The sequence below is a fragment of the Stenotrophomonas maltophilia group sp. RY12688 genome (assembly GCF_052149045.1).
Taxonomy (GTDB): Bacteria; Pseudomonadota; Gammaproteobacteria; order Xanthomonadales; family Xanthomonadaceae; genus Stenotrophomonas; species Stenotrophomonas sepilia.
This window is the reverse complement of record NZ_CP197389.1, coordinates 20,696-44,907: the sequence shown is the minus strand read 5'-3', so window position 1 is coordinate 44,907 and position 24,212 is coordinate 20,696. Positions and strand designations below refer to the sequence as shown.

Below are 24,212 nucleotides of genomic sequence, written 5' to 3'. Positions count from 1 at the left end.
CCTGCCCGTTCAGCTGCCGCTGGCCGCCGGCTCAGCGCTGGCAGTGGCTGCACCAGACACTCGCGCGCTGGCCGATGGTGGCGTGCTTCAGCGCGCGCCCGCAGTTCGGGCACGGCAGCCCGTCGCGGCCGTACACCAGCAGCTCCTGCTCGAAGTAGCCCGGCGCACCGTCGGGGCTGATGAAATCGCGCAGGGTGGTGCCGCCGCGGGTGATGGCGTAGCCCAGGATCTCCTTCACCGCGTCGGCCAGCCGCTGGTAGCGTTCTCGCGAGATCTTTCCTGCCTCGCGCAACGGGCTGATGCCGGCCTTGAACAGGCTCTCGGCGGCGTAGATGTTGCCCACGCCCACCACCACCGCCTGGTCCATCAGGAAGGTCTTCACCGGCGCGCTGCGGCCCCGGCTGCGGGCGAACAGGTAGTCGCCGTCGAACGCGTCGTCCAGTGGCTCCGGGCCCAGCCCCTGCAGCAGCGGGTGGATCTCCCCAGCCGGCTGCCAGAGCAGGCTGCCGAAGCGGCGCGGGTCGTTGAAGCGCAGCAGGCGGCCGTTGTCCAGGCTGATGTCGACGTGGTCATGCGCCCGCAGCGGGGTATCACCGGGCAGCACGCGCAGGCTGCCGGACATGCCCAGGTGCAGCACGGCGCTGCCGATGGCGGTATCCAGCAGCAGGTACTTGGCGCGCCGGCGGATGTCCTCGATGCGCTGCCCCGGCAGCAGCTCGGCCACTTCCGGTGGAATCGGCCAGCGCAGGTCGGCGCGGCGCAGGATCACGCCATGCACGCGCCGGCCCTGCAGGTGCGGCGCCAGGCCGCGGCGGGTGGTTTCGACTTCGGGCAGTTCAGGCATGGGGCGATTCTACGCCCGCTCAACGCGGCGGCGCGGACAGCTCGCGGGCATCCAGGAAGCCATCACCGTTGGCATCCTGCTTGTGGAAGCGCTGCACGATCACCTGCCGCTGCTGCTCGCGGCGGATTGCCCTGCCCTTGCCGCCGGGCAGCTCGTCGGCGCTCAGCACGCCATCACCGTTGCGGTCCATGCGATCGAAGGCATACAGCATCCACTGTACGTACTCGGCCTCGCTGACCCTGCCGTCGCCATCGCTGTCCATCCGCTGCAGATAGCTGGCGGTGTCGGTGACCTGGGCCAGCGCCGCACCCGGCAGCAGCGCCGCCAGCAGAAGCCCGTACCCTGCCCTCACGCGCCCACCAGGCTGTAGCCCTTCAACCGTGCGGCGTAGGCCTGCAACGCCGCGATACCGCTTTCCTCGGCCTCCCGGCACCACGCCTGCAGCTGATGCAGGCGCTCGGCGGCGTCGTGGCCACGGGCTTCCAGCAGCGCAGCCAATCGCCCGCGGTACTCGACCAGGGTGCGGATGCGCGGCCGCTGCGCCACCCATGCGCTGAGCTGGGCGCGGCTGTCCGGCTTCAGCCAGCGGCCATCGTTGACCAGGCCACGGCGCAACCGGCGTGGCAGCAGGCGGCGCAGCTTGGCCCCGGCCTGCGCGGCCTCCTCGCGCAGGGCCGGCATGAACACGTTGCGCTGGTAATCGGTCATCGCCTGGAAGCGGTGCGACAGCAGCGCCTTCAGCGTTTCGGCATCGGGCACGGCGATGTTCGGGCGCACGTCCATGGCCGGCGCCACCCGCAGCACCCTGGCCAGGCGCAGCGCCTGCAGCAGGCGGATCGCACTCCAGCCGATATCGAACTCCCAGCGCCGCATCGCGAAGCGCGCCGAACTGGGGAAGGCATGGTGGTTGTTGTGCAGCTCCTCGCCACCGATCCAGAACCCCCACGGCGTGAGATTGGTGGAGGTATCGGCCGACTCGTAGTTGCGGTACCCCCACCAGTGGCCCAGGCCATTGACTACGCCCGCCGCCCAGAACGGGATCCACGCCATCTGGATCGCCCACAGCGCCACGCCGGGCAGGCCGAACAGCACACTGTTGATCGCCAGCAGCACTACCGGCCCCAGCGTGGCGTGCGGGGTATACAGGTGGCGCTCGATCGCGTCGTCCGGCGTGCCGCGCCCGTACTGCTCGATGTCCGCGCGCATGCCGCGCGCTTCGCGGTACAGCTCCACGCCATGCCAGAACACCTTGCCGATGCCGCGGGTGACCGGGCTGTGCGGATCGTCCTCGGTCTCCACCTTGGCGTGGTGCTTGCGATGGATGGCCACCCACTCGCGGGTGATCATCGACGTGGTCAGCCACAGCCAGAAGCGGAACACGTGCGCCAGCGCCGGATGGAAATCGACCCCGCGATGGGCCTGGCTGCGGTGCAGGTACAGGGTTACCGAGAAGATGGTGATCTGGGTGAAGACCAGCAACACCGCCAGCATGGCCCACCCTCCCAGGCCGAGCACACCACCGGTCAACAGGGACATCAGGGCATCAGACATGGCAGCTCTCCGGATCGACGCGGGGATGGCAGACATGATGGGCGCTTGCGTTGCAAACTGCATCCCTGCGGCGATGTATCGCATCGCCATCCGTGGCACCGTTCACAGTTGGGGACCTGAGTTGTCGAGCCTTGATCCACGCGCCAGCACCATGACTGCCGCCCCGCCCGTTGCGGAGCTGCCCCCCTTGATCGAACTGGACCGCGCCACCGTGGTGCGCGGCCAGGTGAAGGTGCTGCACGGGCTCAGCCTGCGCATCGCGCAGGGCCAGCACACCGCCCTGCTCGGCCCCAACGGCTGCGGCAAGTCGACCTTCATCAAGCTGATCACCCGCGAGCTGTACCCGCTGGCGCAGGTCGACGGCTCCGTGGCGGTAAGGGTGCTGGGGCAGAACCGCTGGCAGGTGGACCGGCTGCGATCGCAGCTCGGCATCGTCACCGGCGATCTCAGCAGCAATCTGGCCGACATGCCGGGCCTGACCGTGGAACAGGCAGTGCTGTCCGGCTTCTTCGCCAGCTACGTGGTGCCGGCCTTCCGCGAAGTGACCGCCGATATGCGCGCACGTGTGGGCGAGACACTGGCGATGACCGGCGCCCTGTCCCTGCGCGACCGCGCCTACGCCGAGTTGTCCGCTGGCGAGACCCGCCGCGTGCTGATCGCCCGCGCGCTGGTCAACCGGCCGCAGGCACTGCTGCTGGACGAACCCTCCACCGGGCTGGACCTGGTCGCCCGCGAGCAGCTGGTGGCGACCATGCGGGTGCTGGCGCAGCAGGGCATCACCCTGGTGCTGGTGACCCACCACATCGAAGAGATCATTCCCGAGATCGAGCGCGTGGTACTGCTGCGCGATGGCCGCGTGCTGGCCGACGGCACCCGCGCCGAGCTGCTGCGCAACGAACCGCTGTCTGCGGTGTTCGGCGGCGCGATCACCGTCTGCGAGCAGGAAGGCCGGCTGACCGCATACGCGGGGTGATCGGCATGCCGTTGTAGAGCCGAGCCGATGCTCGGCTGCTCCTGATCACGGCAAACGGCCGCCGAGCATGGGCTCGCCTCTACACAGGAGCAGCGGGCCGGACCCCGGCCCGCTGCACGCAACCTCAGAACCGCAACGCCAGCGCGCGCGACTCGATCGGTGCCATCCGGCTCTGGTCCTGCAGCTGCAGGTCGCGCAGCTCGTACGGTGCGCCAAAACCGGCCGGCAACGCGGCCTCGCCGAACGGCAGCACCAGCTGGCCGGCGCCTGGGCCATCGAACCACGCGGCTGCATGTGCCTGCGCGACCGGCTTCATCCGGCCATCGCGGGCCGTGGCATACAGCGTGCCGCGTGCCTCGTAGCGGCCTGCCGCAGCCACCTGCAGCGGCAGCGCCACCTGGCGGCTGGACGGGTCCGGTGCTGCCTGGCCACTGAAACGCGCGGTCGGCCGTGCCACCGCGAAGGCCACCTTGCCATCGCGCAGCACGCCATCGGCCTGGGCGAACACCTGCAGCTCCCACAGCCCCTGCACGGTGCCGATGTCGGTCGGGATCCGCACCTGCGCGCGCAGGCTGCCATCGGTGGTGCGCAGCAGGCGCTGCGGCCAGCTGCGGCCATCCGGTGCGACCAGCAGGGCTTCACCCCCCAGGCCGCCACGACGCGATGCCAGCTGCGCGGTGGTGGCGCCGTCTTCCAGCAGGCGTGCCTGCAGCTGCACGTTGCCACCGGCCAGCACCTGCGCCTGGTTGGCCTGCACTTCCAACCGCAGCGGGCTGTTGGGCTCCAGCACCTGCACCACATAGCGGCCCTGCGCCTGCGTGCTCTGCAGGGTGTACGCACCGGCGGCACTGGTCGCGCCGGTGCGCAGCATGCTGCTGCCATCACTCACCGGCATGCCGGCATCCTGAAGCGCGCGCGCATCGACACTGCGGGCCACGCTGCTGCGGCCAGCCGGGTCGCGCACCTGCAGGGTATTGGCCGGCAGCGCGCGGGCTCCTGCGGCCGGACTCAGCTGGATCACCGCATCGGGCGCCGTCAGCGGCAGGTCCAGGCCGCGCTGCAGCTGCGTGCCATCGACCTGCTGCCAGTAACTGCGGCTGACCGAGGCATATGGCGTGGCCGCCTGCAGCGGCTGCGCCGGGTCCAGCGCCCAGGCAAACGACAATGGCGCGTGTTCGCTTTCATCGGCAGGCAGCGGCGCGGCCACCAATGCGGCAGGCACCTGATCGCCCGCGCGGGCCGCCTGCAGAGGCTGCGCGGCCTGCGCGGCGGAAAGGGACAGTACTGCCAGCACCGCACTGGCCAGCAGGGTGGAATGGGTCGTCATGGTCATCTCCCTCACTGGGTCAGGTCGTTGCGCAGCAGGGTGCCGAGGCCGAAGCACTCGCGCCGGCTCTGGTTGTGGCTGAGCGGTTCTGCGCCCTGGGTGCGCGCTTTGTCGGTGAACCAGGTGGTGCCGGCCGCCTTCTGGCTGCTGCACTCCAGGAAGCCATCGGAGCAGGACGACAACCAGTTCTGGGTGAACTCCAGGCCGACGTTGGCGGCATAGCCACCGCAGTAGCTGTTGCTGTCCCACACCGCCGATTCCACGTCACTGCCGACCACCGCGCGGAACGGCCTGGGCAGCGCCGGGCGACCGGCCGTGCCGTACAGGTTCTGCGCGTTGTAGGTGGCCATGCTGGCCACCTGCTGCTGGCGTACCGCGTCGTTCTTGTAGCCCAGCAGCCAGCCCAGCGACGTTTCGAAGGTATTGCCGTTGAGCACCGCATCGGCCAGTGGCGTGCCCGCCGAAGACGGTGCCAGTGCGTTGACCTTGCGCACCGTGCGGATGATCTTCGGATAGCGGCTGTCGTAGGTCGGATTGGACAGGATCCAGCGCATCACGTTGCCGCCGTTGGAATGGGTAATCACCACCAGCTGGGTGATGCCACGGCTGTCGATGAAACTGGTCAGCTGGTTGGCCAGGCAGCCGGCGGCCTCCGGTTTCCACATGTACTGGGTGAAGTCACAGTTGATGACCACATAGTTGCTGCTGTTCGGCAGGCCCTGGCGCACGGTGTCGATGATCGCCGGCTGCCAGTAGTCCTGGGTGGCATTGGTCTGCGCGCCGGTGCCATGCACGAAGGCCACGCCGACCACGTCGGCGGCCTGCGCCGGTGCTGCTGCCAGCCCCAGAAGCAGGGCCAGGACGGTACTTCCTGTTGCGGTGCTGCGCATCGCTTCTCTCCCTCTGTCTTCGGATCCCCCCGACCCGGCTGGAACTGGACGGCCCCTGGTGACTGCCGATGTGCCGATGCTCACGGTGCGGCCGCGTGAAAGTCCGTGCGCTGCGCCCGGATTCAGCAGACTGGCACGCTTCGATGACGTTCTTCATCTCCTGTGATGACCATGCCGGGTCTGGCCGTATGACCGATGGCCACTGCGGTGCCGCATACGGGCTGCGATCATGACGCGGTGTTTTTCCTCCGGAGCCCGTCCATGTCGTTGATTTCCCACCCCGCCCGCCCGCTGCTCGGCCTCGCCGTTGCCGTGGCCCTGGCCGGCTGTGCTGCCACGGCCACCAAACCGACCGCCGTCGAAGCCAACATCACCACCAAGGCCGTGGGCTATCTGGACAAGAGCGCTGTTCCGGCCAGCCTCGATCTGGTGCCGGCACCGCCGGTGGCCGGTTCGGCCGCCCTCGCCCTGGACGAACAGGTCAGCCGTGAAGCCCGCGCGCTGCGTGGCAGCCCGCGCTTCGCCCAGGCCGGCATCGATGCGGAACTCGGCTTCCCCGAAGGTGCAAACCACTTCTCCTGCGCCGCCGACATCGACGTCGATGCGGTGAAGACTCCGGCGCTGTATCGACTGCTGGAGCGCAGCCGGATCGACGCCAGCGCCGCTACCAAGGCAGCCAAGAACCACTACCAGCGCCCGCGCCCGTTCATGGTCAACGGTGAGCCGACCTGCTCGCCGAAGGACGAGGATGGCCTGCGCAAGAATGGTTCCTATCCATCCGGCCACACCTCGATCGGCTGGGCCTGGGCACTGATCCTGTCGGAGATCGTGCCGGACCGCGCCGATGCCATCCAGGCCCGCGGCCGCAACTACGGCGAGAGCCGCCTGGTATGCAACGTGCACTGGCAGAGCGACATCCTCGAAGGCCGCTTCATGGGTGCCGCCGCCGTGGCCCGCCTGCACGACAACGCCGCGTTCAACAAGGACCTGCTGGCCGCACGCAAGGAGATCGCTGCCGCGCGCACGGCCGGCCTGCACTCCAGCCGCGACTGCACCACCGAGAACGCGGTACTGAAGGTGCGTCCGCAGAGCGCGCTGTAGGCGCCTGCGCGATCGGTCATTGCCGGCCAGCGGCCGGCACTACCGGTGGGTGCGAAGCAGAAGGGCCGGCATTGCGCCGGCCCTTCTTCATTGCACTACCGCAGCGACCGCATCAGAACTTCGCGGTGAACTCCACGCCCCAGGTGCGCGGCTCGTTGAGGAAGCCGGTCAGGTTGTTGAAGTCGATCGCACCGACCACGCGGGTCTGGTTGGTCAGGTTGCGGCCGAACACCGCCACGTCGTACTGGCCATACTCCCAGTTGTAGCCCAGGCGCAGGCCGCCTTCCAGCGAACTACGGCCGCGGAATTCCGGCGACTCGTAGATGAAGAAGTTCACCGCGCTGCGGTAGGCCCAGTCGGTGTAGGCGTACAGCTCGCTGCCATCGCTGAGCGGGAAGCCCACGCGCAGGGTCGCGTTGTGGATCCACTTCGGCGCCTGCGGCAGCGGGTTGCCGTTCACCAGCGCGTAGGTCTGGCCGTTGATCACCGTGGTCGGGTCGGTGATGGTGCAGCCGCCGCCGCAGATCGCCACCGCCAGGTTCTTGTCCTTGATCTCGGTGTCGTTGTAGCTGCTGCCAAAGGTCAGCAGGACGTTGTCGGCCAGGTAGGCCTCCAGGTCCAGCTCGACGCCCTGGCCGATGGTCTTGTCGGCGTTGAGCAGGGTGGCGGTGTTGTTGGCACCGCCCACGGCGATCAGCTGCTGGCCATCGACGTCGTAGCGGAACACGCTCAGGCCCAGGCGCGCGCGGCGCTCGAACAGGTCGGCCTTGATGCCGGCCTCGTACGAGATGACCTTCTCCGAATCGGCCTGCGACAGACCCGGCGCAAAGGCCAGGCGGCCCTGGATCGACGGCGCGCGGAAGCCCTTGGCCACGCGGGCGTAGGCGTTGATGTCGTCGGTGAGCTTGTAGACGCCGCTCAGGTCCCAGCTGACGTCGTTGACGTCGGTGTTGGCCAGGTACGGGCCACTGACCGGGGTGCCGAACGGAACCGCCTGCAGCACGCTGGCGCTGAAGTCCTTCTTGTCCTGGGTGTAGCGCACGCCGGCACGCAGCTTGAAGCGGTCGGTGACGTCGAAGTCACCCGAGGCGAACACTGCCCAGGCCTTGTTGCGCTGGTTCTGCACCACGTGGCCGGTCTGCGGATTGCCCGGGGCCAGCGAGTCGTAGTTGAAGTTGTTGATGGTCACGTCTTCATCGAAGTAGAAGACGCCGGCCTGCCAGTCGAAGCGGCCCCACTCGTTGGACTCGACGCGGAATTCCTGCGTCCACTGGCGATGGTGCGGCAGGCCATCAGCCGACTCCGAGGAGAACGGAATCAGGCCCGGGCCGTAGTTGCCGGCACCGAGGAAGGCCGCACCGTAGCCACCGTCGATGTCACCGCGGTTGAGCGATTCGGCGGTCTCGTAGCCGGTAATCGAGTGCAGGGTCACCGAGCCGAGGTTCCACTGCAGGCGCGCGCTGCCCCCCCAGGTCTCCAGGTCGGAGAAGTTGACGCCGTCGTTGGCCACCTTGTCGCGGTCGAAGTTCTCGACCAGCGAATTGCCACCCTTCTGGATGATGTTGGCGCGGAACAGGCGGGCGGTGCCGTTGAGCTTGCGCTTGTGCAGGTTGAACAGCGCTTCGAAGTCATCGCCTTCGTACAGGAACTGCACGCGGCCTGCCGCTTCGTCATAGCCTTCGAAGCCGCTGTTGGGCGCGCCCACACGGGTGTTGTCGACCCAGTCGTCACGACGCTGGTAGATCGCCGAGACGCGCGCCGACCAGCGGTCGGTCAGCGGGCCGCCGTAGGCGCCCTGCACGTTCCAGCTGTTGTAGCTGCCGTAGCCGACGCGGATATAGCCGTCGGCATCCTGCGACGGGCGGGCCGAATCGAACTTGACCACGCCGGCCGGCGTGTTGCGGCCGAACAGGGTGCCCTGCGGGCCACGCAGCACTTCCACGTTGGCCAGGTCGAACAGCGGGAAGCCCTTCAGCAGCGGGCTTTCCTGCACGACGTCGTCGTATACCAGCGACACCGGCTGCGAGGCATTGAGATCGAAATCGGTGTTGCCCAGGCCGCGGATGTAGAAGCGCGGGAAGGCACGACCGTAGGACGACTCGATGTTGAGGCTGGGCACGCGTGCGGCCAGGAAGCGGATGTCATCGCCGGCCGAACCGAGCACATCCAGCTTCTCGCCCTGGATCGCGCTGACTGCGACCGGTACGTCCTTGGCGTTCTCGACACGGCGCTGCGCGGTGACCTGCAGGGTGTCGAGGGCAACCGGATCCTTGGCGGCAGGGGTTTCCTGGGCGGCTGCTACCAGCGGCAGCAGGGCGGAAAGAGCGGCAACGAGAGGGCGCGCGACCGGGAAGCGGCCACGGGAAGTGCGGGTCGGGGACATGGCGGTAGGCTGTGTTTGGAGGGGTGGTAAAACGGCGCTACCAGATAATTGTTGCAATACAGCACCTGCCCCGCAAATGCCGGCCGTTCATGGCCCCGTCGCCCTGCCCCCGGGGCGCTCGCTAGACTCGGGGTTTTCCAGCGCCGCGGAGCCGCCGCAATGACCCAGTGGTACTTCCATGCCTCGGCCCAGGCCGACCGAATCGGACCGCTCGATGACCCGGCCGCGCGCCGTTACGCGCAGGCCAACCCGCGCGCGCTGGCCTGGTGCCAGGGCATGAGCGGATGGACCTCGATTGCCGAAGTGCCTGAACTGCAATCCGCGGCCCCGGGCATGCCCCACACCCCACCCCCGGTCCCCGCCGCCGCCAGCGGCCGCGCCGACGACATCGAATTCCGCATCGTCGGCCATGAAATGCAGTTCGTGGAAATCGAGCTTGATCCCGGCGAGAGCGCCATTGCCGAGGCCGGCGCGCTGATGTTCAAGGACGCCACGGTGCAGATGGATACCGTGTTCGGCGCCGCCAATGGCGACCAGGGCGGCGGCTTCATGGGCAAGGTGATGGCTGCCGGCAAGCGCGTACTGACCGGCGAAAGCCTGTTCGCCACCGTCTACACCCAGAGCGGCCATGGCAAGGGCAAGGTCGCCTTCGCTGCGCCCTACCCTGGGACGGTGCTGGCGATGAAGCTGGACCAGCACGGCGGCCGCCTGATCTGCCAGAAGGACAGTTTCCTGGCCGGCGCGCGCGGCGTGCAGATCGGCGTGCAGTTCCAGCGCAAGATCATGACCGGCCTGTTCGGGGGCGAGGGTTTCATCATGCAGAAACTGGAGGGCGACGGCTGGGTGTTCATCCACGCCGGCGGCTGCGTGGTGGAGCGCGAGCTGGCCGCCGGCGAACGCCTGGACGTGGATACCGGCTGCGTGGTGGCCTACCACCCGACGGTGGACATGGACGTGCGTCGGGTGGCCGGCATCAAGAGCATGCTGTTCGGCGGCGAAGGGGTGTTCCTGGCCACGTTGACCGGCCCCGGCAAGGTCTGGCTGCAGTCGCTGCCGTTCTCACGCCTGGCCGGCCGCATGTGGATGGCCGCACCGCAGGGCGGCGGCCAGAGCCGCGGCGAAGGCTCGGTGCTGGGCGGCCTGGGCCGGATGCTGGATGGTGACAACCGGTTCTGACCGCCTCCGGTCGTGCCGGCCGCTGGCCGGCAACCTCATGGACCTTGGCGCGCATCCCGGTAGTGCCGGCCGCTGGCCGGCAGCCCCGTGGACCGTTGCCAGTTTCCCTATGGTTGCCGGCCAGCGGCCGGCACTACCTTTATGAATGGGCGATATTTCCCACCCTGCCCGCCCCGCCGCGGCTTCGGTATGCTGGCGCCCTTTCCTGAATCCGGCGCCGCGCGCGCACTGCCGATGAGCCTGTTCCGCCCCCGCATGCTGCTGTCCGTCGCCCTGATCGGCCTGCTGGCCGGCTGCGGTGGCGATCCGGTCCGCCCCACGCCGCCGCCTGCGCCGACCGTGGTCCCGCAGGCCAAGCCGGTGAAGATCGGCATCGCCCTGGGCGGCGGCGCGGCCAAAGGCTTTGCCCATATCGGCGTGATCAAGATGCTGGAGGCCAACGGCTTCGAGCCGGCCGTGGTCGCCGGCACCAGCGCCGGCAGCGTGGTCGGCGCCCTGTATGCCAGCGGCATGGATGCCTTCCAGATGCAGAGCAAGGCCGTCGCGCTGGACGAAGCCAGCATCCGCGATGTGCGCCTGTTCTCCGGTGGCCTGGTGCAGGGCCAGAAGCTGCAGGACTACGTCAACGAGCAGGTCGCCAACCGTCCCGCCGAGCGCCTGAAGAAGCCGTTCGCCGCCGTCGCCACCCAGCTCGAAACCGGCGAGCGCGCAATCTTCGTGCGCGGCAACGTCGGCCAGGCAGTGCGCGCATCGAGCAGCATCCCCGGCGTGTTCGAACCGGTGAAGATCGGCGGCCGCAACTACATCGACGGTGGCGTGGTCAGCCCGGTGCCGGTGGATGCCGCACGCCAGCTCGGCGCCGACTTCGTGATCGCCGTGGACATCTCCAGCAAGGCCAGCGGCAAGGCGCCGACCGACATGCTGGGCATCGTCAACCAGTCCATCTCGATCATGGGCCAGCGCCTGGGCGAGCAGGAACTGGCGCGCGCCGACATCGTCATCCGCCCGAAGGTACTGGACATCGGTGCCGCCGATTTCAGCCAGCGTGGCACCGCGATCCTGGAAGGCGAAAAGGCTGCGATGGCAGCGATGCCGCAGATCCGCGCCAGGATCCAGCAGCTGCAGCGCGCGCGCGCCGCAGCAGCCGCACCGGCACCGGTGGCCGCGCCGAAGTGCGAGGAAGCCTCGCGCCTGGGCAAGCTGATGGGCCGCAAGGACAAGTGCTGATCCATTGAAGTCAGGCCACCGGGCCCGCCCGGTGGTTGCTCAGGACTCCAGCTGCGACAGCGGCAACGCCTGGAAGCACTTCACCGTGCGCAGCACGAAGCTGGAATTGGCATCGGCCACGCCACCGGCATTGAGCAGCCGGTCCAGCAGGAAGCGCGAGAAGTGCTCCAGGTCGCGCACGTAGACGTGCAGCAGGTAGTCCATGTCACCCGTCAGTGCGTGGCAGGCCACCACCTCGTCCCACGCCTGCACGCTGTCCACGAAGTGGCCGATGGCGGCCTGGTCGTGCTTTTCCAGCTGCACGCGCACGAAGGCCTGCAGGCCCAGCCGCAGCTGCCGTGGCTCCAGCCGCGCGCCATAGCCGACGATCACGCCCTCGCTTTCCAGCCGCTGCAACCGCCGCAGGCAGGCCGAAGGAGAGAGATTCACCCGCGCCGCCAGTTCGGCGTTGGTGGCGCGCCCATCCCGCTGGATTTCGGCCAGCAGGCGTATATCCGTGCGATCGAACTGGACTTCTCCGGCCATTGTTGCCCCGCAACATGGTGAGTACGCAAGGATATTGCGCCAACAAGGCCAATCGGCGCAACTTTTGCAACCCTGTTGCGCGTCCCCTGCCCTAGCATCATGGGTATCCCATCCAGGAGTGCCGCATGGACCTCGCCCAGCCCCGCCGCGTCGAACACCAGCAGACCGACAAGGGCTACGTGCCGGTGTATACCACCGCGCTCGTCGAGCAGCGATGGGACACTTACAGCGCCGACGACCACGCGACCTGGAGCACGCTTTACCAGCGCCAGCGCGAGCTGCTGGTCGGCCGTGCCTGCCAGGAGTTCCTGGATGCGCAGGACGAGATGGGCATGAGCGCACACATGATTCCGCGCTTCGACCAGCTCAACGAAGTGCTGGGCGCGGCCACCGGCTGGACCCTGGTCGGGGTTGAAGGCCTGTTGCCGGAACTGGATTTCTTCGACCATCTGGCCAACCGCCGTTTTCCGGTGACCTGGTGGATCCGCCGCCCGGACCAGATCGACTACATCGCCGAACCGGACCTGTTCCACGATCTGTTCGGCCACGTACCGCTGCTGATGAACCCGGTGTTCGCCGACTACATGGAGGCATACGGCCGTGGCGGCGTCAAAGCCCACGCGATCGGCCCGGATGCGCTGCAGAACCTGACCCGCCTGTACTGGTACACGGTGGAGTTCGGCCTGATCGATACGCCCGAGGGCCTGCGCATCTACGGTGCCGGCATCGTGTCGTCGAAGGGCGAGTCGCTGTACTCGCTGGAATCGGCCGCGCCCAACCGCATCGGCTTCGACCTGCAGCGGATCATGCGCACGAAGTACCGCATCGATACCTTCCAGAAGACCTACTTCGTCATCGACAGCTTCGAACAGCTCATGCAGGCGACCTCGCCGGACTTCACCCCGATCTACGCGGCCCTGGCCAACCAGGCGCATCTGCCGGCCGGTGAAGTGCAGGGCGACGACCGCGTGTTCCAGAAGGGCACCGGCGAAGGCTGGGCCGACGGCGGCGACGTGTAAGCACACAACGCGCACGGCTTTGCACTGAAAACGGCGCACATGGGTGCGCCGCTTTCGTTGTTGCCTGCCTGCGCCACTGCAGCGGCGCAGGCGAGGGCAGGACACTCAGCCATCCACGGCCCGGCAGGAACCGCGCACCATCAACTGCGGATGCACGCTGGCCGCGGTCGGTGCGTCGGGCACGTCGGCCTGGACCAGCATGGCGGCGGCGGTGCGGCCGATGTCGGAAACGTGGCGCCGCACCGACGTCAGCGGCGGCCACAGCCGCGATGCCAACGGGCTGTCGTCGTAGCTGACGATCGACAACTGCTGCGGCACCGCGATGCCTGCACGCAATGCCACCTGGTACACACCTGCGGCGATTTCGTCGTTGCCGGCGAAAATCGCACTGGGGCGTTGCTCGCCCATCAGCAGCCGTTCGGCGGCATGCACGCCGGACTCGAAGGTGTCGCCCGCTTCCAGCACGCGCTCGCCGGGCAGGGTCAGGCCGACCTGCGCCAGCCGATCAAGGAAACCATGCGTCCGTTCGCGCGCGGCACGCCGGTCACCCGGTCCGGTGATCACCGCGATGTCGCGGTGGCCAAGCGAAAGCAGGTAGCCCGCCGCAGCGGCAGCACCATCGCGGTCATGGGTGACCACGGCATGGTTCTCATCCTCCGAGGCATGCGCGTTGATGCGCACGTAGCGGCAGTCGATGTCATCGAGCATCTGCGCCAGCGCAGCCGATTCGGACGCACGCGGCCCCAGGATCACGCCGTGCAGCTTCTGCTGCTGCACGAAACGGCGCACGCCCTGCGGGCATTCCGGATCCTGGCTGTCGCAGGGGTGCACCACCAGCTCATAGCCAGTGCCGCGCAGCGCGTCCAGCGCGCCGTGCTGCAGGTCGACGATGCATTGGGCACCCGGATCGTCATACACCAGGCCGATCAGGAAGGAGCGGCGGAATGCCAGCCCGCGCGCGAGAGGATCGGGCACGTAACCGACCTCGCGCATCAACGCCTCGACCTTGTCGCGGGTGTCCTTGCGCACCAGCGGCGAGTTGTTGATGATTCTTGAAACCGTTTTCTTGGAAACTCCCGACAGTCGTGCGATGTCGTTGATCGTGGCAGCCTTGCCCTTCGATGCCGGCAACGCGGCATCGCTAATAGTTCGCACTGACATGTATAGAACCAGGTAAGTCGGAGAATTCTAGCCTTGCGCCCGTCGGGCGCGAAGTTGCGGAATGTCGCAGCGGATCTGAATCGTGTCGTGTTCGACAGGTTCTGCTGCGCAAGGTTCCATTGTGATCGCTCTACTGCTTCTGCATCTGAACCGTTCTTCCGCGCGTATTCACCCTGGATGTGGACGCGACGCGCGCGAACGCCAACATTCCCTTAACCATGCTCCGCTACATTCGAGGCATGGACCTGCAGACTTCTCCGTTTCCGCCGTTCCGCGGCCGCGACCGGTTGATCGCCGCAGTCGACGCGGCGATGAGCTCCGGTGATCCCGAGCGCATCACGGCCGACCTGCAGCTGGCGCTGCAGGAAGCCATAACCGACAACCGCATCGAGTTGCCCGAATGCGTGCATCGGCCGGTCAGTGATCATTACGCGCGACGTCCGCTGTACCACAGCCGCGAACACGGCTACAGCGTGATTGCCATGAGCTGGGGCCCAGGGCAGGGCACGCCGCTGCACGACCACGATGCCATGTGGTGTGTGGAGGGCGTGTGGTTGGGCGAGCTGGAGATCACCCGTTACGAGCTGCTGGAGTGCGCCGGCGAGCGCTGGCGCTTCCGCCGCCACGCCGCGCTGCGCGGGGGCTGCGGCAGTGCCGGCAGCCTGATCCCCCCGCATGAGTACCACACCCTGCGCAATGCCAGCGATGAGGCACTGGCGATCTCGGTACACGTGTACGAGGCGCAGATGGAGCGCTCGGCGGTGTTCGATCCGCTCGGTGGCGACTGGTACCAGCGCCGCATCCAGGCGCTGCAGGCCGACCCGGCCTGAATCCGGCGCGGTGCGGAGCAGGGCACCATCGCGGTCCGCATGGCATCATGCGCCGCTGCGCTGCCGGCACCGGCAGCATCCGCGATGCCCTGGCGGGCAAGGAGCAAGACGATGTCCAGCGCTGATCCGCGCCTGCGCGCGCTGTTGAAGCTGGCACCGGTGATCCCGGTGTACACCCCCGAAGATGTGAATGAAGCGGTCGAAGTAGCCCAGGCACTGTTCCGTGGTGGGCTGCCGGTGATCGAGGTGACCCTGCGCACGCCGCAGGCGCTGGATGCGATCAAGGCCATGGTCGAGGCCGTGCCGGACGCGGTGATCGGTGCCGGCACCGTACTCAACGCCGCGCAGATGCAGGCGGCGAAGCAGGCCGGTGCGCGTTTTGCCGTTTCCCCCGGTGCCACGCCGGCACTGTATGCGGCCGCGCGTGATGCCGATCTGCCGTACCTGCCCGGTGCTGCCACCGCTTCGGACCTGATCCAGGGCCTGGAGCACGGCGCGGACACCTTCAAGTTCTTCCCGGCCGTGCAGGCCGGCGGCGCCGCGCTGCTGGCCGCCTGGCACGGCCCGTTCGCCGATGTGCGCTTCTGCCCGACCGGCGGCATCAGCGCGCAGACCGCGCCGCAGTTCCTGCACCTGCCCAACGTGCTGTGCGTGGGCGGTTCGTGGCTGACCACCCCGGCGCTGCTGCAGACCCGCGACTGGGACGCCATCGAGCGCCTGGCCCGCGAGGCCTCGGTGCTGGCCAGCTGAACCTGCTTCGCGGATCTTCAAAGGTTTGATCGTGATCAAAGCGCCGGCCTCGCGCCGGCGTCATTCTGTGGGCAAGCGCACTACGGAGATCCGAACATGAATTCCACCATGAAGGCCGCTGTCGTGCGTGAGTTCGGCAAGCCACTGGTGATCGAGGAAGTCTCGGTACCGCGCCCGGGGGCGGGCGAGGTACTGGTCAAGATCGAGGCTTGTGGCGTCTGCCATACCGACCTGCACGCCGCCGAGGGCGACTGGCCGGTGAAACCGAACCCGCCGTTCATCCCCGGCCACGAGGGCGTGGGGCACGTCGTGGCCGTGGGAGGCGGGGTAGGGCACGTCAAGGAAGGCGACAGGGTCGGCATCCCCTGGTTGTACTCGGCGTGTGGTCATTGCGAACACTGCCTGGGTGGCTGGGAAACGCTGTGCGAGACGCAGCGCAATACCGGCTACTCGGTCAACGGCGGCTTCGCCGAGTACGCGCTGGCCGATGCCAACTATGTCGGCCTGCTTCCGAAGGAGGTGGGCTTCGTCGAGATCGCGCCGGTGCTGTGCGCCGGCGTGACCGTCTACAAGGGCCTGAAGGTCACCGACACCAAGCCCGGTGACTGGGTGGCGATTTCCGGCATCGGTGGCCTGGGCCACATGGCGGTGCAGTACGCCCGTGCGATGGGCCTGAACGTGGCCGCAGTGGACGTGGACGACACCAAGCTGGCACTGGCCCGCCAGCTGGGCGCGCAGGTCACCGTCAACGCGCGCACCACCGACCCGGCCGCGTTCCTCAGGAAGGAAATCGGCGGCGCCCACGGTGCGCTGGTCACCGCGGTATCGCCGAAGGCGTTCGAACAGGCACTGGGCATGGTGCGCCGTGGCGGCACTGTCTCGCTCAATGGTCTGCCGCCCGGCAACTTCCCGCTGGACATCTTCGGCATGGTGCTCAACGGCATTACCGTGCGCGGCTCGATCGTCGGTACCCGCCTGGACCTGCAGGAATCGCTGCAGTTCGCCGCCGAGGGTAAGGTCGCGGCGACGGTCAGCACCGACCGCCTGGAAAACATCAACGACGTGTTCGCGCGCATGCATGCGGGCACCATCGAAGGCCGCGTGGTGCTCGACTTCGCCGCCTGACCCCCTGTGCATGGCCGCCGTCGCTCCGTCCCCCTCTCCCACGGACGCGGCGGCCATGCCGATTCATCGGATCGGTTCCCCCCACATTTCGGTAGTGCCGGTCGCTGGCCGGCATGCCGGGTTCTCCGCCGCAGCCGTACAATGCGCGCATGCCTGGCATGCTCAAGACCCTGTTCCTGTCCCTCGCTGCCCTGATCGGCGGTGTGCTGTCGCTTGCGCTGGTCAGCAGCGTCGCCAGCTGGCTGCCACCGTTGCTGGGCCTGTCGCCGGACAACAACAGCGTGCAGCTGGGCTGGGATCTCACCTTCAGCGTGCTCGGTGGCATCGCCGGGGTTTCCTTTGCCACCTATTACGCGCCCTGCTGGCCGCGATCGCACGGCTTCTCGATCTGGTCGCTGGTCGCGCTGGGCTGTGGCTACGCCATGTGGACGGCGGGTGCGGATTTCCCGTTCTGGTTCGTCATTTCACTGCTGGCGTCGCTGCCGTTGCAACTGCTGGCCGGCTGGTGGTTCGGCCGTCGCGCCTCGCGCGATCCGCGCTGAGCGCATGCAGGTAGTGCCGGCCGCTGGCCGGCAACCTCGGCCATCCTGCCGTTGCCGGCCAGCGGCCGGCACTACCGCTTCAGCGACGGCAGCGTCTGCTTCAACTGCGCGATGCCCTGCCATGGGTCACTCTTCAGGCGTTGCGCCCTCGCCAGCGCTTTGCCCATGGGAAATGCGTCGGCGGCATTGATACGAGCCAGTTCATCCCAGCGCAGCGGTACTGCCACACCGGCGGAATCGCGCGCACGCAACGACCACGAGCACACACTGGTGGCACCCCGCGTATTGCGCAGCCAGTCGATGAAAATGACGCCGCCACGCTTGGCCTTGCTCATTGTCGCCACGTAGCGGTCGGGCGCCCGCTCCGCCATCGCCCGGGCGAACGCCTCACAGAACGCCTTGGCCTGTTCCCAGTCGGCCTTGGGCCGCAGCGGCACCACCACGTGCACGCCCTTGCCACCGGACAGCCGCACGAAACTCTTCAGGCCGACTTCCTGCAGGCGGTCACGGACATCACGCGCAGCAGCTTTCACCTCTGCCCAACCCACCCCTTCACCGGGATCGAGATCGAACACCAAGCGATCCGGGTGCTCGGGATCGGCCACGGTCGCGCCCCACGGATGCAGCTCCAGGGTGTTCATCTGCACCAGTTGCAGCAGGCCCCGCACATCGTCGATGTAGACGTAGTCCTCGCGGCCGCTCTTCTGCTGAAGGGGCACCGCGTGCACGGCATCGCCCAGGCCGGGGCCATGGTGCTTCTGGAAGAAGCAGGCCTTGCCCACGCCATCCGGGCAGCGCAGCAGTGACAAGGGCCGCCCGGCAATTTCGGGCAGGATCCAGCGCGCCACGCGCTGGTAGTAGTCCGCCACGTCGCCCTTGCTGAGCTTCTGCCTTGGGAACACCACCCGCTCTGGATGGGTGATCTGGACCTCGCCCCCGGCTTCAGCACTCGAGACGGCCACTCCCAGGTCCTCCTTCTGCTTGTCGCTGCGCAGCCGCTTGAAACTGGCCTGGCGCAGCAGGCCTTCCTTGCCCCAGCCACGGAATGCCACCTCCGCCACCGTCACCGGCTTCACCCAGCGCACGCTGGCGGCACGGAACGGCACGTGCGCCGGCAGCTGCAGCACAGGCGTCTTCACCGCCAACGGCTGCAGCGCCTTGTGCAGCGCGCGCAGGCTTTCGTCGTCGAAGCCGGTGCCAACGCGGCCCACATAGCGCAAGCCGCCCTTGTCCGGCGTCGCCAGCAGCAGCGAGCCGAACCCCACCCGGGAGCCCTTCGGTGCCGTGTAGCCGACAATCGCGAACTCGTCGGTGTCTTCGTGCTTCACCTTCACCCAGCTGCGTGCACGGGTGTTCACGTAGGGCGCATCCACCTGCTTGCTGACGATGCCTTCGAATCCCGCCTTGCCGCTGGCATCGAATACCTGCGGGCCATGGTCGATCACGTGCTCGCTGAAGGCCAGGGTTCCGGGCGTGGGACCGATGAGATCCTTCAGCAGCGCCTTGCGCTCCAGCAGCGGTGAACGACTGATGTCCACGCCGGCCACACCCGGCAGATCGAAAACGATGTAACGCAACGGTTGCTTCGAACTCCCGTCGATCACGCGCTGCAGCGCGGCGAAGTCGCTGCGTCCATCCCGGTCCAGCACCACCAGCTCACCGTCCAGGCGCGCATCCCGCACCGGCAGTGCCTGCACGGCCTGTACCACCTCGGGGAAATCACCGGTCCAATCCAGGCCGTTGCGGGAGCGCAGCGTCACCTTGCCTTCGTGCAGATCGGCCAGCAGGCGATAGCCATCCCACTTGATCTCATGCAACCAGCGCTCGCCGTCCGGTGCACTGTCGCGATGATCGGTCAACTGTGGCTTGAAAGCACGCGGGTAGGGCGTGTCACGAGCGCCATCCAGGTTCAGCGCTCGCGCATGCCAACGCGCATCGGCCTTGCGGGTCGCCGATCGTGCAGCCGGTGCGGCGCGCGTTGACTTGCCCACCGTGCGCTTGCTCACTGCGGATGTGCGTTTCGGCATGAGGGATTGGAGCAGATCATCTGCTTCGGCATCACGCGCTTCCTCGTCGTCGCGTTTGATCAACAACCACTGTACCTGGCGTCCCTTCATCGCTGTGCGCACCAGCTTCCAGCCGCCAGCCAGACGTTGCCCATGCAGCACGAAGTCGATCTTTCCCGCTGCCAGTGCCTGCAGTGGATCGCCTTCGCAGGCCCATGTGCCGTGATCGAAGACCTCCACGTGGCCAGCGCCGTAGTGGCCTTCGGGAATATCTCCTTCGAAACCGGCGTAGGACAGCGGATGGTCTTCCACTTCCACGGCCAGCCGCTTGTCACCAGCGCGAAGCGAAGGACCCTTCGGCACCGCCCAGCTTTTCAGCACACCGTCCATCTCAAGGCGGAAGTCATAGTGCCGCGAAGTGGCATGGTGCAGCTGTATGACAAAGATCGGCCGCCGCTTCGGGTTGCCGTGTGCGGGTGTGTCGTCAGGTTCCGGTGTCTGCCCGAGGCCACCGCCAAGCCGGCGCTTTCGCCGGTACTGGTGCAACGACATGGCTCAACCTGCCTTGCGCCGTGCAGCGGTTTTCTTTGCGGCCTTCTTCGTTGCCTTCTTTGCGGCTTTCTTTACCGTCGGCTTGGTGGCTGCTTTCCGCGTTGCCGTCTTCTTCGCCGGCGTACGCTTGTTCGCGTCCAGGCTCTTCTGCAGCAGCGCCATGAAATCGACCACGTTGGTGCTGGCATCCTCGCGCGGTACAGGCTCATCCTCCACCCGGGTGGTACCGCCCTTGGACTTGATGCGCTTGTTCAGCACCTGCTGCAGGCGTTCGCGGAATTCGTCGTGGTACTGCGACGGATCCCAATCACCGGACATCGACTCGATCAACTGCTCGGCCATCGCCGTTTCCTTGCTGCTGATGCGGTAATCGGCGAGCTTTCCGGTGGGCAGCTTGTAATCTTCGGGATCCACCAGTTCCTGCGGATAGCGCAGGATCATCAGCACCAGCGCGTCCGCGTGCGGCATCACCGCGCACAGGTATTCGCGGGTACGCACCACCACCCGGGCGATGCCCACCTTGCCGGTACTGCGCAATGTCTCGCGCAGCAGCACGTAGCCCTTTTCGGCCTTCTTGCCGGGCACCAGCAGGTAGGGTTTCTCGAAGTAGCGCGGGTCGATCTGCGCGGCGTCCACGAACGATTCCACCTCCACCGCTTCGTGGCTTTCCGGTGCCGCAGACCGGATATCGCCTTCCTCCAGCACGACATAGCTGCCCTTGTCGTACTCATAGGCTTTGACGATGTCCTTCCATGGCACTTCCTCGCCGGTATCGGCGTTGACCCGCTCGAAGCGGATCGGCTTGCGGTCGCGGGAGTCGAGCATGCGGAACTGCAGATCGACCTTGCGTTCGCCTGACATCAGCGACACCGGCACGTTGAGCAGGCCAAACGACAGCGTGCCGGTCCAGATCGGGCGGGCCATGGGCGTACCTTTGGCGGGGCAGGGCATCCAGCTTCGGATGGGCGGTGTAAACCACCCGTGTCGATACCGTGCACGTGGGTTCTACGGAGAACGGCAGTGCCGGCTGCGGGCCGGCAGAGCTCGCGGCCTGAAGTTTCCTGAGGTTGCCGGCCAGCGGCCGGCACTACTGCAGCAGCGGCCTCACCGCCGCCGCAGGAATATGATCCAGCGCGCGCCAGGCGTCTTCCACCACCGGCCGTGCCTGCGACCAGCTCAACCCCGACTGCCCGCGCATCTGTTCCCAGTGTTCGGCCAGTTCCTCACAGGTATCCGCGGCGTCACCGCGCGGCCAGTCCGCAGCGTGGGTGGTCAATGCGAAGGCATAGACCGGGCATAGATCGCGCCAGTTGCGGTGGTTCTGCCCGCGACGCTCTTCGTAGTCGCTGAGCATGTACTGCAGGTAGTCCTGCGCCACCGCCTGCGGATCTTCATGGCGGCGCGTGCGGCGTTGTGCGGTGCGCTGGCCGAGCGGATCGAGCAGGGCGTTGAACACGGACGGTGCGGGTCGTTCAAGACGGGGCATGGCCGGCTCCTGCAGCGGGGGCGGGTGGGCAGGAATACGCGCGGTGCTGTTACCGGGGGGTGAGCGAGATGTTCATGACGCCGGGTTCGCGGCGGCTTTACCTGTGGCGCGGTGTAGTGGGAGCCCCGAGCGCAGGTAGCCAGACCATGAGCCGAGAGAATTCCCGAGACCCGTTGCGGGAAAACCACCCGCCCATTCCCGGTGAACAGCGCGGCAAGCGCGATGCCGACAATGCCGACTACCGCGGCACCGGCGCACCTTTCTACGACGCCGAGCACGGTGGCGACCATCTGCCGGTGAAGCACGAGGCTGAACAGGCCGCCCAGGACCGCAAGGATGGCGGCGACCGCCATCGCGGCGGCCAGGAAAGCCCGCTCAAACGTCGCGAACGCAAGCAGCGCGCCAGCGACAACCAGGACGAGGCGCTGGAGGAGACCTTCCCGGCCAGCGACCCGACCTCGCCGTTCGTACCGGCCAAGGCGCCCGACTGACGGGTAGTGCCGGCCCCTGGCCGGCAAGGTCTGGGCTGCCCTACACAGAGCGATGCCGGCCAGCGGCCCCGATTTACGGGTAGTGCCGGCCGCTGGCCGGCAACCTCCTGACGTCGTGCACGGCGCGATGCCGGCCAGCGGCCCGCACTACCCCTTTCAGCGCCACGACCATTGCAGGCCGACGTTGGCTCGCCGTCCCGGCCCCGGTTCGTAGAAGCGCCCGTTGCCGTCGTTGACGATCACCGAGCCGATGTAGGCCTGGTCCAGCACGTTCTCCAGCCGGGCGAAGGCGCGCAGCTCGCCACCTGGCAGTGTCCAGAGACGACCGGCTTCCAGGTTCAGCAACGCGTAGCCCGGCGCCCGCTCCGTGGCCACGTCGTTGACCAGGGTATCGGTGCTGGCGGCGGCCTCCAGCGCCCACTGCCAGTCGGCCGGGGTCCACTGCAGCCGGGCAAACGCCTGCTGGCGCGGTACGCCGGGCAAGCGGCTGCCAGCGGAAACCCAGGTGTTCGAGGTCAGGTACGGCGCACGCACCTGCGCCTGCAGCCAGGTCCAGGCCACCTGCAGTTCCAACTGTTCTGCCAACGGCTGCCGGTAGCGCAGTTCCACGCCCTGGCGGCGGGTGCGGCCGATGTTGCGATAGGTGCTGCGTCCGCCGATGTTGCTGGCAACTGCCAACTCATCGTCGGTATCTGCGCGGAACAGGCTGATATCGAGCTGGGTTCCGTCCTGTGCATGCCATTTGCTGCCCACCTCCAGGCTGCGGCTGCGCGCCGCCGCCAGATCCAGCGCCAGTCCCGCCTGCCCGTCGGCGCGATACCCCAGCTCGTTGAAGGTGGGCGTCTCGAAGCCACGGCCCACCGCCGCGTGCAGCCGCCACTGCGGGCTGGCCGCGAAGCTGATCCCGGCCACCGGCGTGGTGGCCTGGTAGCGGCGGTGGCCGCTGTCGTCCGGGTTGCGGGCGGTGATGTAGCGATCGTCGGATTCGAAGCGCACGGCGCTGCGACGCACGCCAGCCAGCAATGACCAGCGTGGACTCCACTGCCACCACGCCTGGGCGAACTGATCGACGTTCTGCACGGTGTCGATCTGGTCTCTGCGCAGCTGCCCACGCACGCCGAGAGCGCTGCCGATGAAGTTCTCATGGCCGGTGCGATGCTGGCGCTGGCGGTCGGCGCTGAGCCCGGCCACCAGATCCAGCGGCCGGCCGGCGAGGTCGCCGTGCCAGCCCCAGCGCGCGTCCAGCCCGCCATAGCCGCCCTCCAGGTCGATCACCCCGCCGGCATGCAACGGGCTGTTGGTCTGAGCTGCCGGCGGGATCGGCAGGTACTGGCGTACCGCGCGCTGGCCGGCATAGCCCATCAGCTGCCAACGCTGCGCCCTGGTTTCACGGGTCCAGCGCAGGCCGGCCTGCTGCTGGCGCACCGATTTACGGGTGTTGTACTGGTGCGCCACGGCGGTGGCCTGGCGCGGATCGGCCGCCACCTGGGCACGGTTCATGCCCAGCGGGTCCTGCGCATCGGGGGCATCGAAGGCATTGAGCAGCAGCTCCAGCCGCCCCCCGCCGAGATCGCCACCGATACGCGCAGCGAGCGATTCGCGGCGGGCACGGCTGTGGTCGCGCCAGCCATCGGTGCGGAAGTGATTGGCGGCGATGTTGTAATCCAGAACACGGCCGGCACCCTTCAGTTGCGCGCCGACGCTGAGCGTGTTGTCGGCACCCGCGTTGACGCGCAGCCGCCACGGGTCGCCGGCCTGGCCCTGTGCGCTCCAGACCTGCAGCACGCCGCCGGAGGAATTGCCGTACAGCGCCGAGAACGGTCCGCGCAGCACGTCGATCCGTTCGGCACCGAGCAGGCTGGCATGCGACAGCTGGCCCTGTCCGTCGGGCATGGTCGCCGGCACCCCGTCGATCAACACCCGCACCCCACGCACACCGAAGGTCGAGCGCGCACCAAAGCCACGGATCGACAGCTGGGTGTCCTGCGCGAAGTTCTGGCGGTCACGGGCGACCAGGCCCGGGACCCCGGCCAGCGCCTCGGACAGCTGTGCGCCGGCGCCGGCGCGGCCGGCGTCGATCCAGACCGTGTCCAGGCTGGCCGGCAACGCGAACGGGTCGATGCCCGGCACCCGCGCTGCCTGCACCTGCACGCTGGGCAGGGCGGTCGGTGCGGGCCCGGCCACGGCCGCCCAGGGCGACAGCAGGAGGATGGACAACGGCAGGCAATGGCGACGTGCGGCGGGATTCATGAT

22 protein-coding genes are annotated in these 24,212 nt (G+C 67.8%); 10 read left to right on the top strand and 12 right to left on the bottom strand.

Going from position 1 to position 24,212, the window contains the following annotated elements; genetic code table 11:
* Positions 1-31: 31 nt before the first annotated feature.
* Genes mutM through ACS0OT_RS00190 form a run of 3 tightly spaced genes read right to left on the bottom strand, consistent with a single transcriptional unit; the run spans position 32 to position 2,395 of the window.
* Positions 32-844, bottom strand: coding sequence for a bifunctional DNA-formamidopyrimidine glycosylase/DNA-(apurinic or apyrimidinic site) lyase (mutM, locus tag ACS0OT_RS00200; protein ID WP_005421105.1), 813 nt, complete (start codon positions 842-844; stop codon positions 32-34).
* Positions 845-863: 19 nt separating this feature from the next.
* Positions 864-1,196, bottom strand: coding sequence for a hypothetical protein (locus tag ACS0OT_RS00195; protein WP_005421108.1), 333 nt, complete (start codon positions 1,194-1,196; stop codon positions 864-866).
* Positions 1,193-2,395 carry a DesA family fatty acid desaturase gene (locus ACS0OT_RS00190; protein WP_072167421.1) on the bottom strand — a complete coding sequence of 401 codons (1,203 nt, stop codon included), beginning with the start codon at positions 2,393-2,395 and terminating at the stop codon, positions 1,193-1,195. The genes ACS0OT_RS00195 and ACS0OT_RS00190 overlap by 4 nt, the downstream gene beginning before the upstream one ends.
* Before the next feature lie 151 nt (positions 2,396-2,546).
* On the opposite strand from ACS0OT_RS00190, the gene ACS0OT_RS00185 reads away from it, so the two are divergent.
* The gene (locus ACS0OT_RS00185; protein ID WP_053496707.1) at positions 2,547-3,368 is read left to right on the top strand and encodes an ABC transporter ATP-binding protein; all 822 of its coding nucleotides are present in this window, start codon (positions 2,547-2,549) and stop codon (positions 3,366-3,368) included.
* A 124-nt stretch (positions 3,369-3,492) separates the two neighbouring features.
* Here the strand turns inward: ACS0OT_RS00185 and ACS0OT_RS00180 are convergent, their stop codons facing one another.
* Positions 3,493-4,695 (bottom strand): DUF4785 domain-containing protein, encoded by a 1,203-nt coding sequence (locus tag ACS0OT_RS00180; protein WP_065179780.1) that lies wholly within the window; start codon positions 4,693-4,695, stop codon positions 3,493-3,495.
* Between the two features lie 11 nt (positions 4,696-4,706).
* Positions 4,707-5,585: a hypothetical protein gene (locus tag ACS0OT_RS00175; protein WP_070488845.1), complete on the bottom strand. Its 879-nt coding sequence runs from the start codon at positions 5,583-5,585 to the stop codon at positions 4,707-4,709.
* Positions 5,586-5,846: 261 nt separating this feature from the next.
* Between ACS0OT_RS00175 and ACS0OT_RS00170 the strand changes: the two genes are divergently transcribed.
* Entirely contained in the window at positions 5,847-6,686 is an 840-nt protein-coding gene (locus ACS0OT_RS00170; RefSeq protein WP_164230490.1) for an acid phosphatase, read from the top strand.
* 112 nt (positions 6,687-6,798) lie between these two features.
* Here the strand turns inward: ACS0OT_RS00170 and ACS0OT_RS00165 are convergent, their stop codons facing one another.
* On the bottom strand, positions 6,799-9,069 hold the full coding sequence (locus tag ACS0OT_RS00165) for a TonB-dependent receptor (RefSeq protein ID WP_164230492.1): 2,271 nt from the start codon (positions 9,067-9,069) through the stop codon (positions 6,799-6,801).
* Between the two features lie 159 nt (positions 9,070-9,228).
* Between ACS0OT_RS00165 and ACS0OT_RS00160 the strand changes: the two genes are divergently transcribed.
* Complete coding sequence (locus ACS0OT_RS00160) at positions 9,229-10,245, top strand: TIGR00266 family protein (RefSeq protein WP_005421115.1); 1,017 nt, start codon at positions 9,229-9,231, stop codon at positions 10,243-10,245.
* A 234-nt stretch (positions 10,246-10,479) separates the two neighbouring features.
* The gene (locus ACS0OT_RS00155) at positions 10,480-11,472 is read left to right on the top strand and encodes a patatin-like phospholipase family protein (RefSeq protein WP_053496711.1); all 993 of its coding nucleotides are present in this window, start codon (positions 10,480-10,482) and stop codon (positions 11,470-11,472) included.
* A gap of 39 nt (positions 11,473-11,511) precedes the next feature.
* Here the strand turns inward: ACS0OT_RS00155 and ACS0OT_RS00150 are convergent, their stop codons facing one another.
* Complete coding sequence (locus tag ACS0OT_RS00150; RefSeq protein WP_329953782.1) at positions 11,512-11,997, bottom strand: Lrp/AsnC family transcriptional regulator; 486 nt, start codon at positions 11,995-11,997, stop codon at positions 11,512-11,514.
* A gap of 125 nt (positions 11,998-12,122) precedes the next feature.
* Here ACS0OT_RS00150 and phhA point away from each other — a divergent pair, with 125 nt between their 5' ends.
* Entirely contained in the window at positions 12,123-13,016 is an 894-nt protein-coding gene (gene phhA, locus ACS0OT_RS00145; RefSeq protein WP_329953781.1) for a phenylalanine 4-monooxygenase, read from the top strand.
* 105 nt (positions 13,017-13,121) lie between these two features.
* Here phhA and ACS0OT_RS00140 read toward each other — a convergent pair whose 3' ends face one another.
* Complete coding sequence (locus tag ACS0OT_RS00140) at positions 13,122-14,177, bottom strand: LacI family DNA-binding transcriptional regulator (RefSeq protein ID WP_065186796.1); 1,056 nt, start codon at positions 14,175-14,177, stop codon at positions 13,122-13,124.
* 239 nt (positions 14,178-14,416) lie between these two features.
* Here ACS0OT_RS00140 and ACS0OT_RS00135 point away from each other — a divergent pair, with 239 nt between their 5' ends.
* The 4 genes from ACS0OT_RS00135 (at position 14,417) to ACS0OT_RS00120 (ending at position 17,424) form a co-directional block, all read left to right on the top strand.
* Entirely contained in the window at positions 14,417-15,007 is a 591-nt protein-coding gene (locus ACS0OT_RS00135) for a cysteine dioxygenase family protein (protein WP_065179059.1), read from the top strand.
* Between the two features lie 111 nt (positions 15,008-15,118).
* Positions 15,119-15,757, top strand: a complete 639-nt coding sequence (eda, locus tag ACS0OT_RS00130; protein ID WP_065186797.1) for a bifunctional 4-hydroxy-2-oxoglutarate aldolase/2-dehydro-3-deoxy-phosphogluconate aldolase — start codon at positions 15,119-15,121, stop codon at positions 15,755-15,757.
* Positions 15,758-15,853: 96 nt separating this feature from the next.
* Positions 15,854-16,882 (top strand): alcohol dehydrogenase AdhP, encoded by a 1,029-nt coding sequence (gene adhP / locus ACS0OT_RS00125; RefSeq protein ID WP_053496716.1) that lies wholly within the window; start codon positions 15,854-15,856, stop codon positions 16,880-16,882.
* Positions 16,883-17,031: 149 nt separating this feature from the next.
* Positions 17,032-17,424 carry a hypothetical protein gene (locus ACS0OT_RS00120; RefSeq protein ID WP_442255969.1) on the top strand — a complete coding sequence of 131 codons (393 nt, stop codon included), beginning with the start codon at positions 17,032-17,034 and terminating at the stop codon, positions 17,422-17,424.
* 71 nt (positions 17,425-17,495) lie between these two features.
* Here ACS0OT_RS00120 and ligD read toward each other — a convergent pair whose 3' ends face one another.
* The 3 genes from ligD to ACS0OT_RS00105 all read right to left on the bottom strand — a co-directional run bounded on the left by ligD (position 17,496) and on the right by ACS0OT_RS00105 (position 21,468).
* On the bottom strand, positions 17,496-19,982 hold the full coding sequence (gene ligD, locus ACS0OT_RS00115; RefSeq protein ID WP_442255968.1) for a DNA ligase D: 2,487 nt from the start codon (positions 19,980-19,982) through the stop codon (positions 17,496-17,498).
* A gap of 3 nt (positions 19,983-19,985) precedes the next feature.
* On the bottom strand, positions 19,986-20,906 hold the full coding sequence (gene ku / locus ACS0OT_RS00110; RefSeq protein WP_065186799.1) for a non-homologous end joining protein Ku: 921 nt from the start codon (positions 20,904-20,906) through the stop codon (positions 19,986-19,988).
* 163 nt (positions 20,907-21,069) lie between these two features.
* Positions 21,070-21,468, bottom strand: a complete 399-nt coding sequence (locus tag ACS0OT_RS00105; protein WP_442255967.1) for a hypothetical protein — start codon at positions 21,466-21,468, stop codon at positions 21,070-21,072.
* 146 nt (positions 21,469-21,614) lie between these two features.
* Here ACS0OT_RS00105 and ACS0OT_RS00100 point away from each other — a divergent pair, with 146 nt between their 5' ends.
* Positions 21,615-21,959 (top strand): hypothetical protein, encoded by a 345-nt coding sequence (locus tag ACS0OT_RS00100; RefSeq protein ID WP_053496719.1) that lies wholly within the window; start codon positions 21,615-21,617, stop codon positions 21,957-21,959.
* A 156-nt stretch (positions 21,960-22,115) separates the two neighbouring features.
* Here the strand turns inward: ACS0OT_RS00100 and ACS0OT_RS00095 are convergent, their stop codons facing one another.
* The gene (locus ACS0OT_RS00095) at positions 22,116-24,209 is read right to left on the bottom strand and encodes a TonB-dependent receptor family protein (protein ID WP_442255966.1); all 2,094 of its coding nucleotides are present in this window, start codon (positions 24,207-24,209) and stop codon (positions 22,116-22,118) included.
* Between the last annotated feature and the right edge of the window lie 3 nt (positions 24,210-24,212).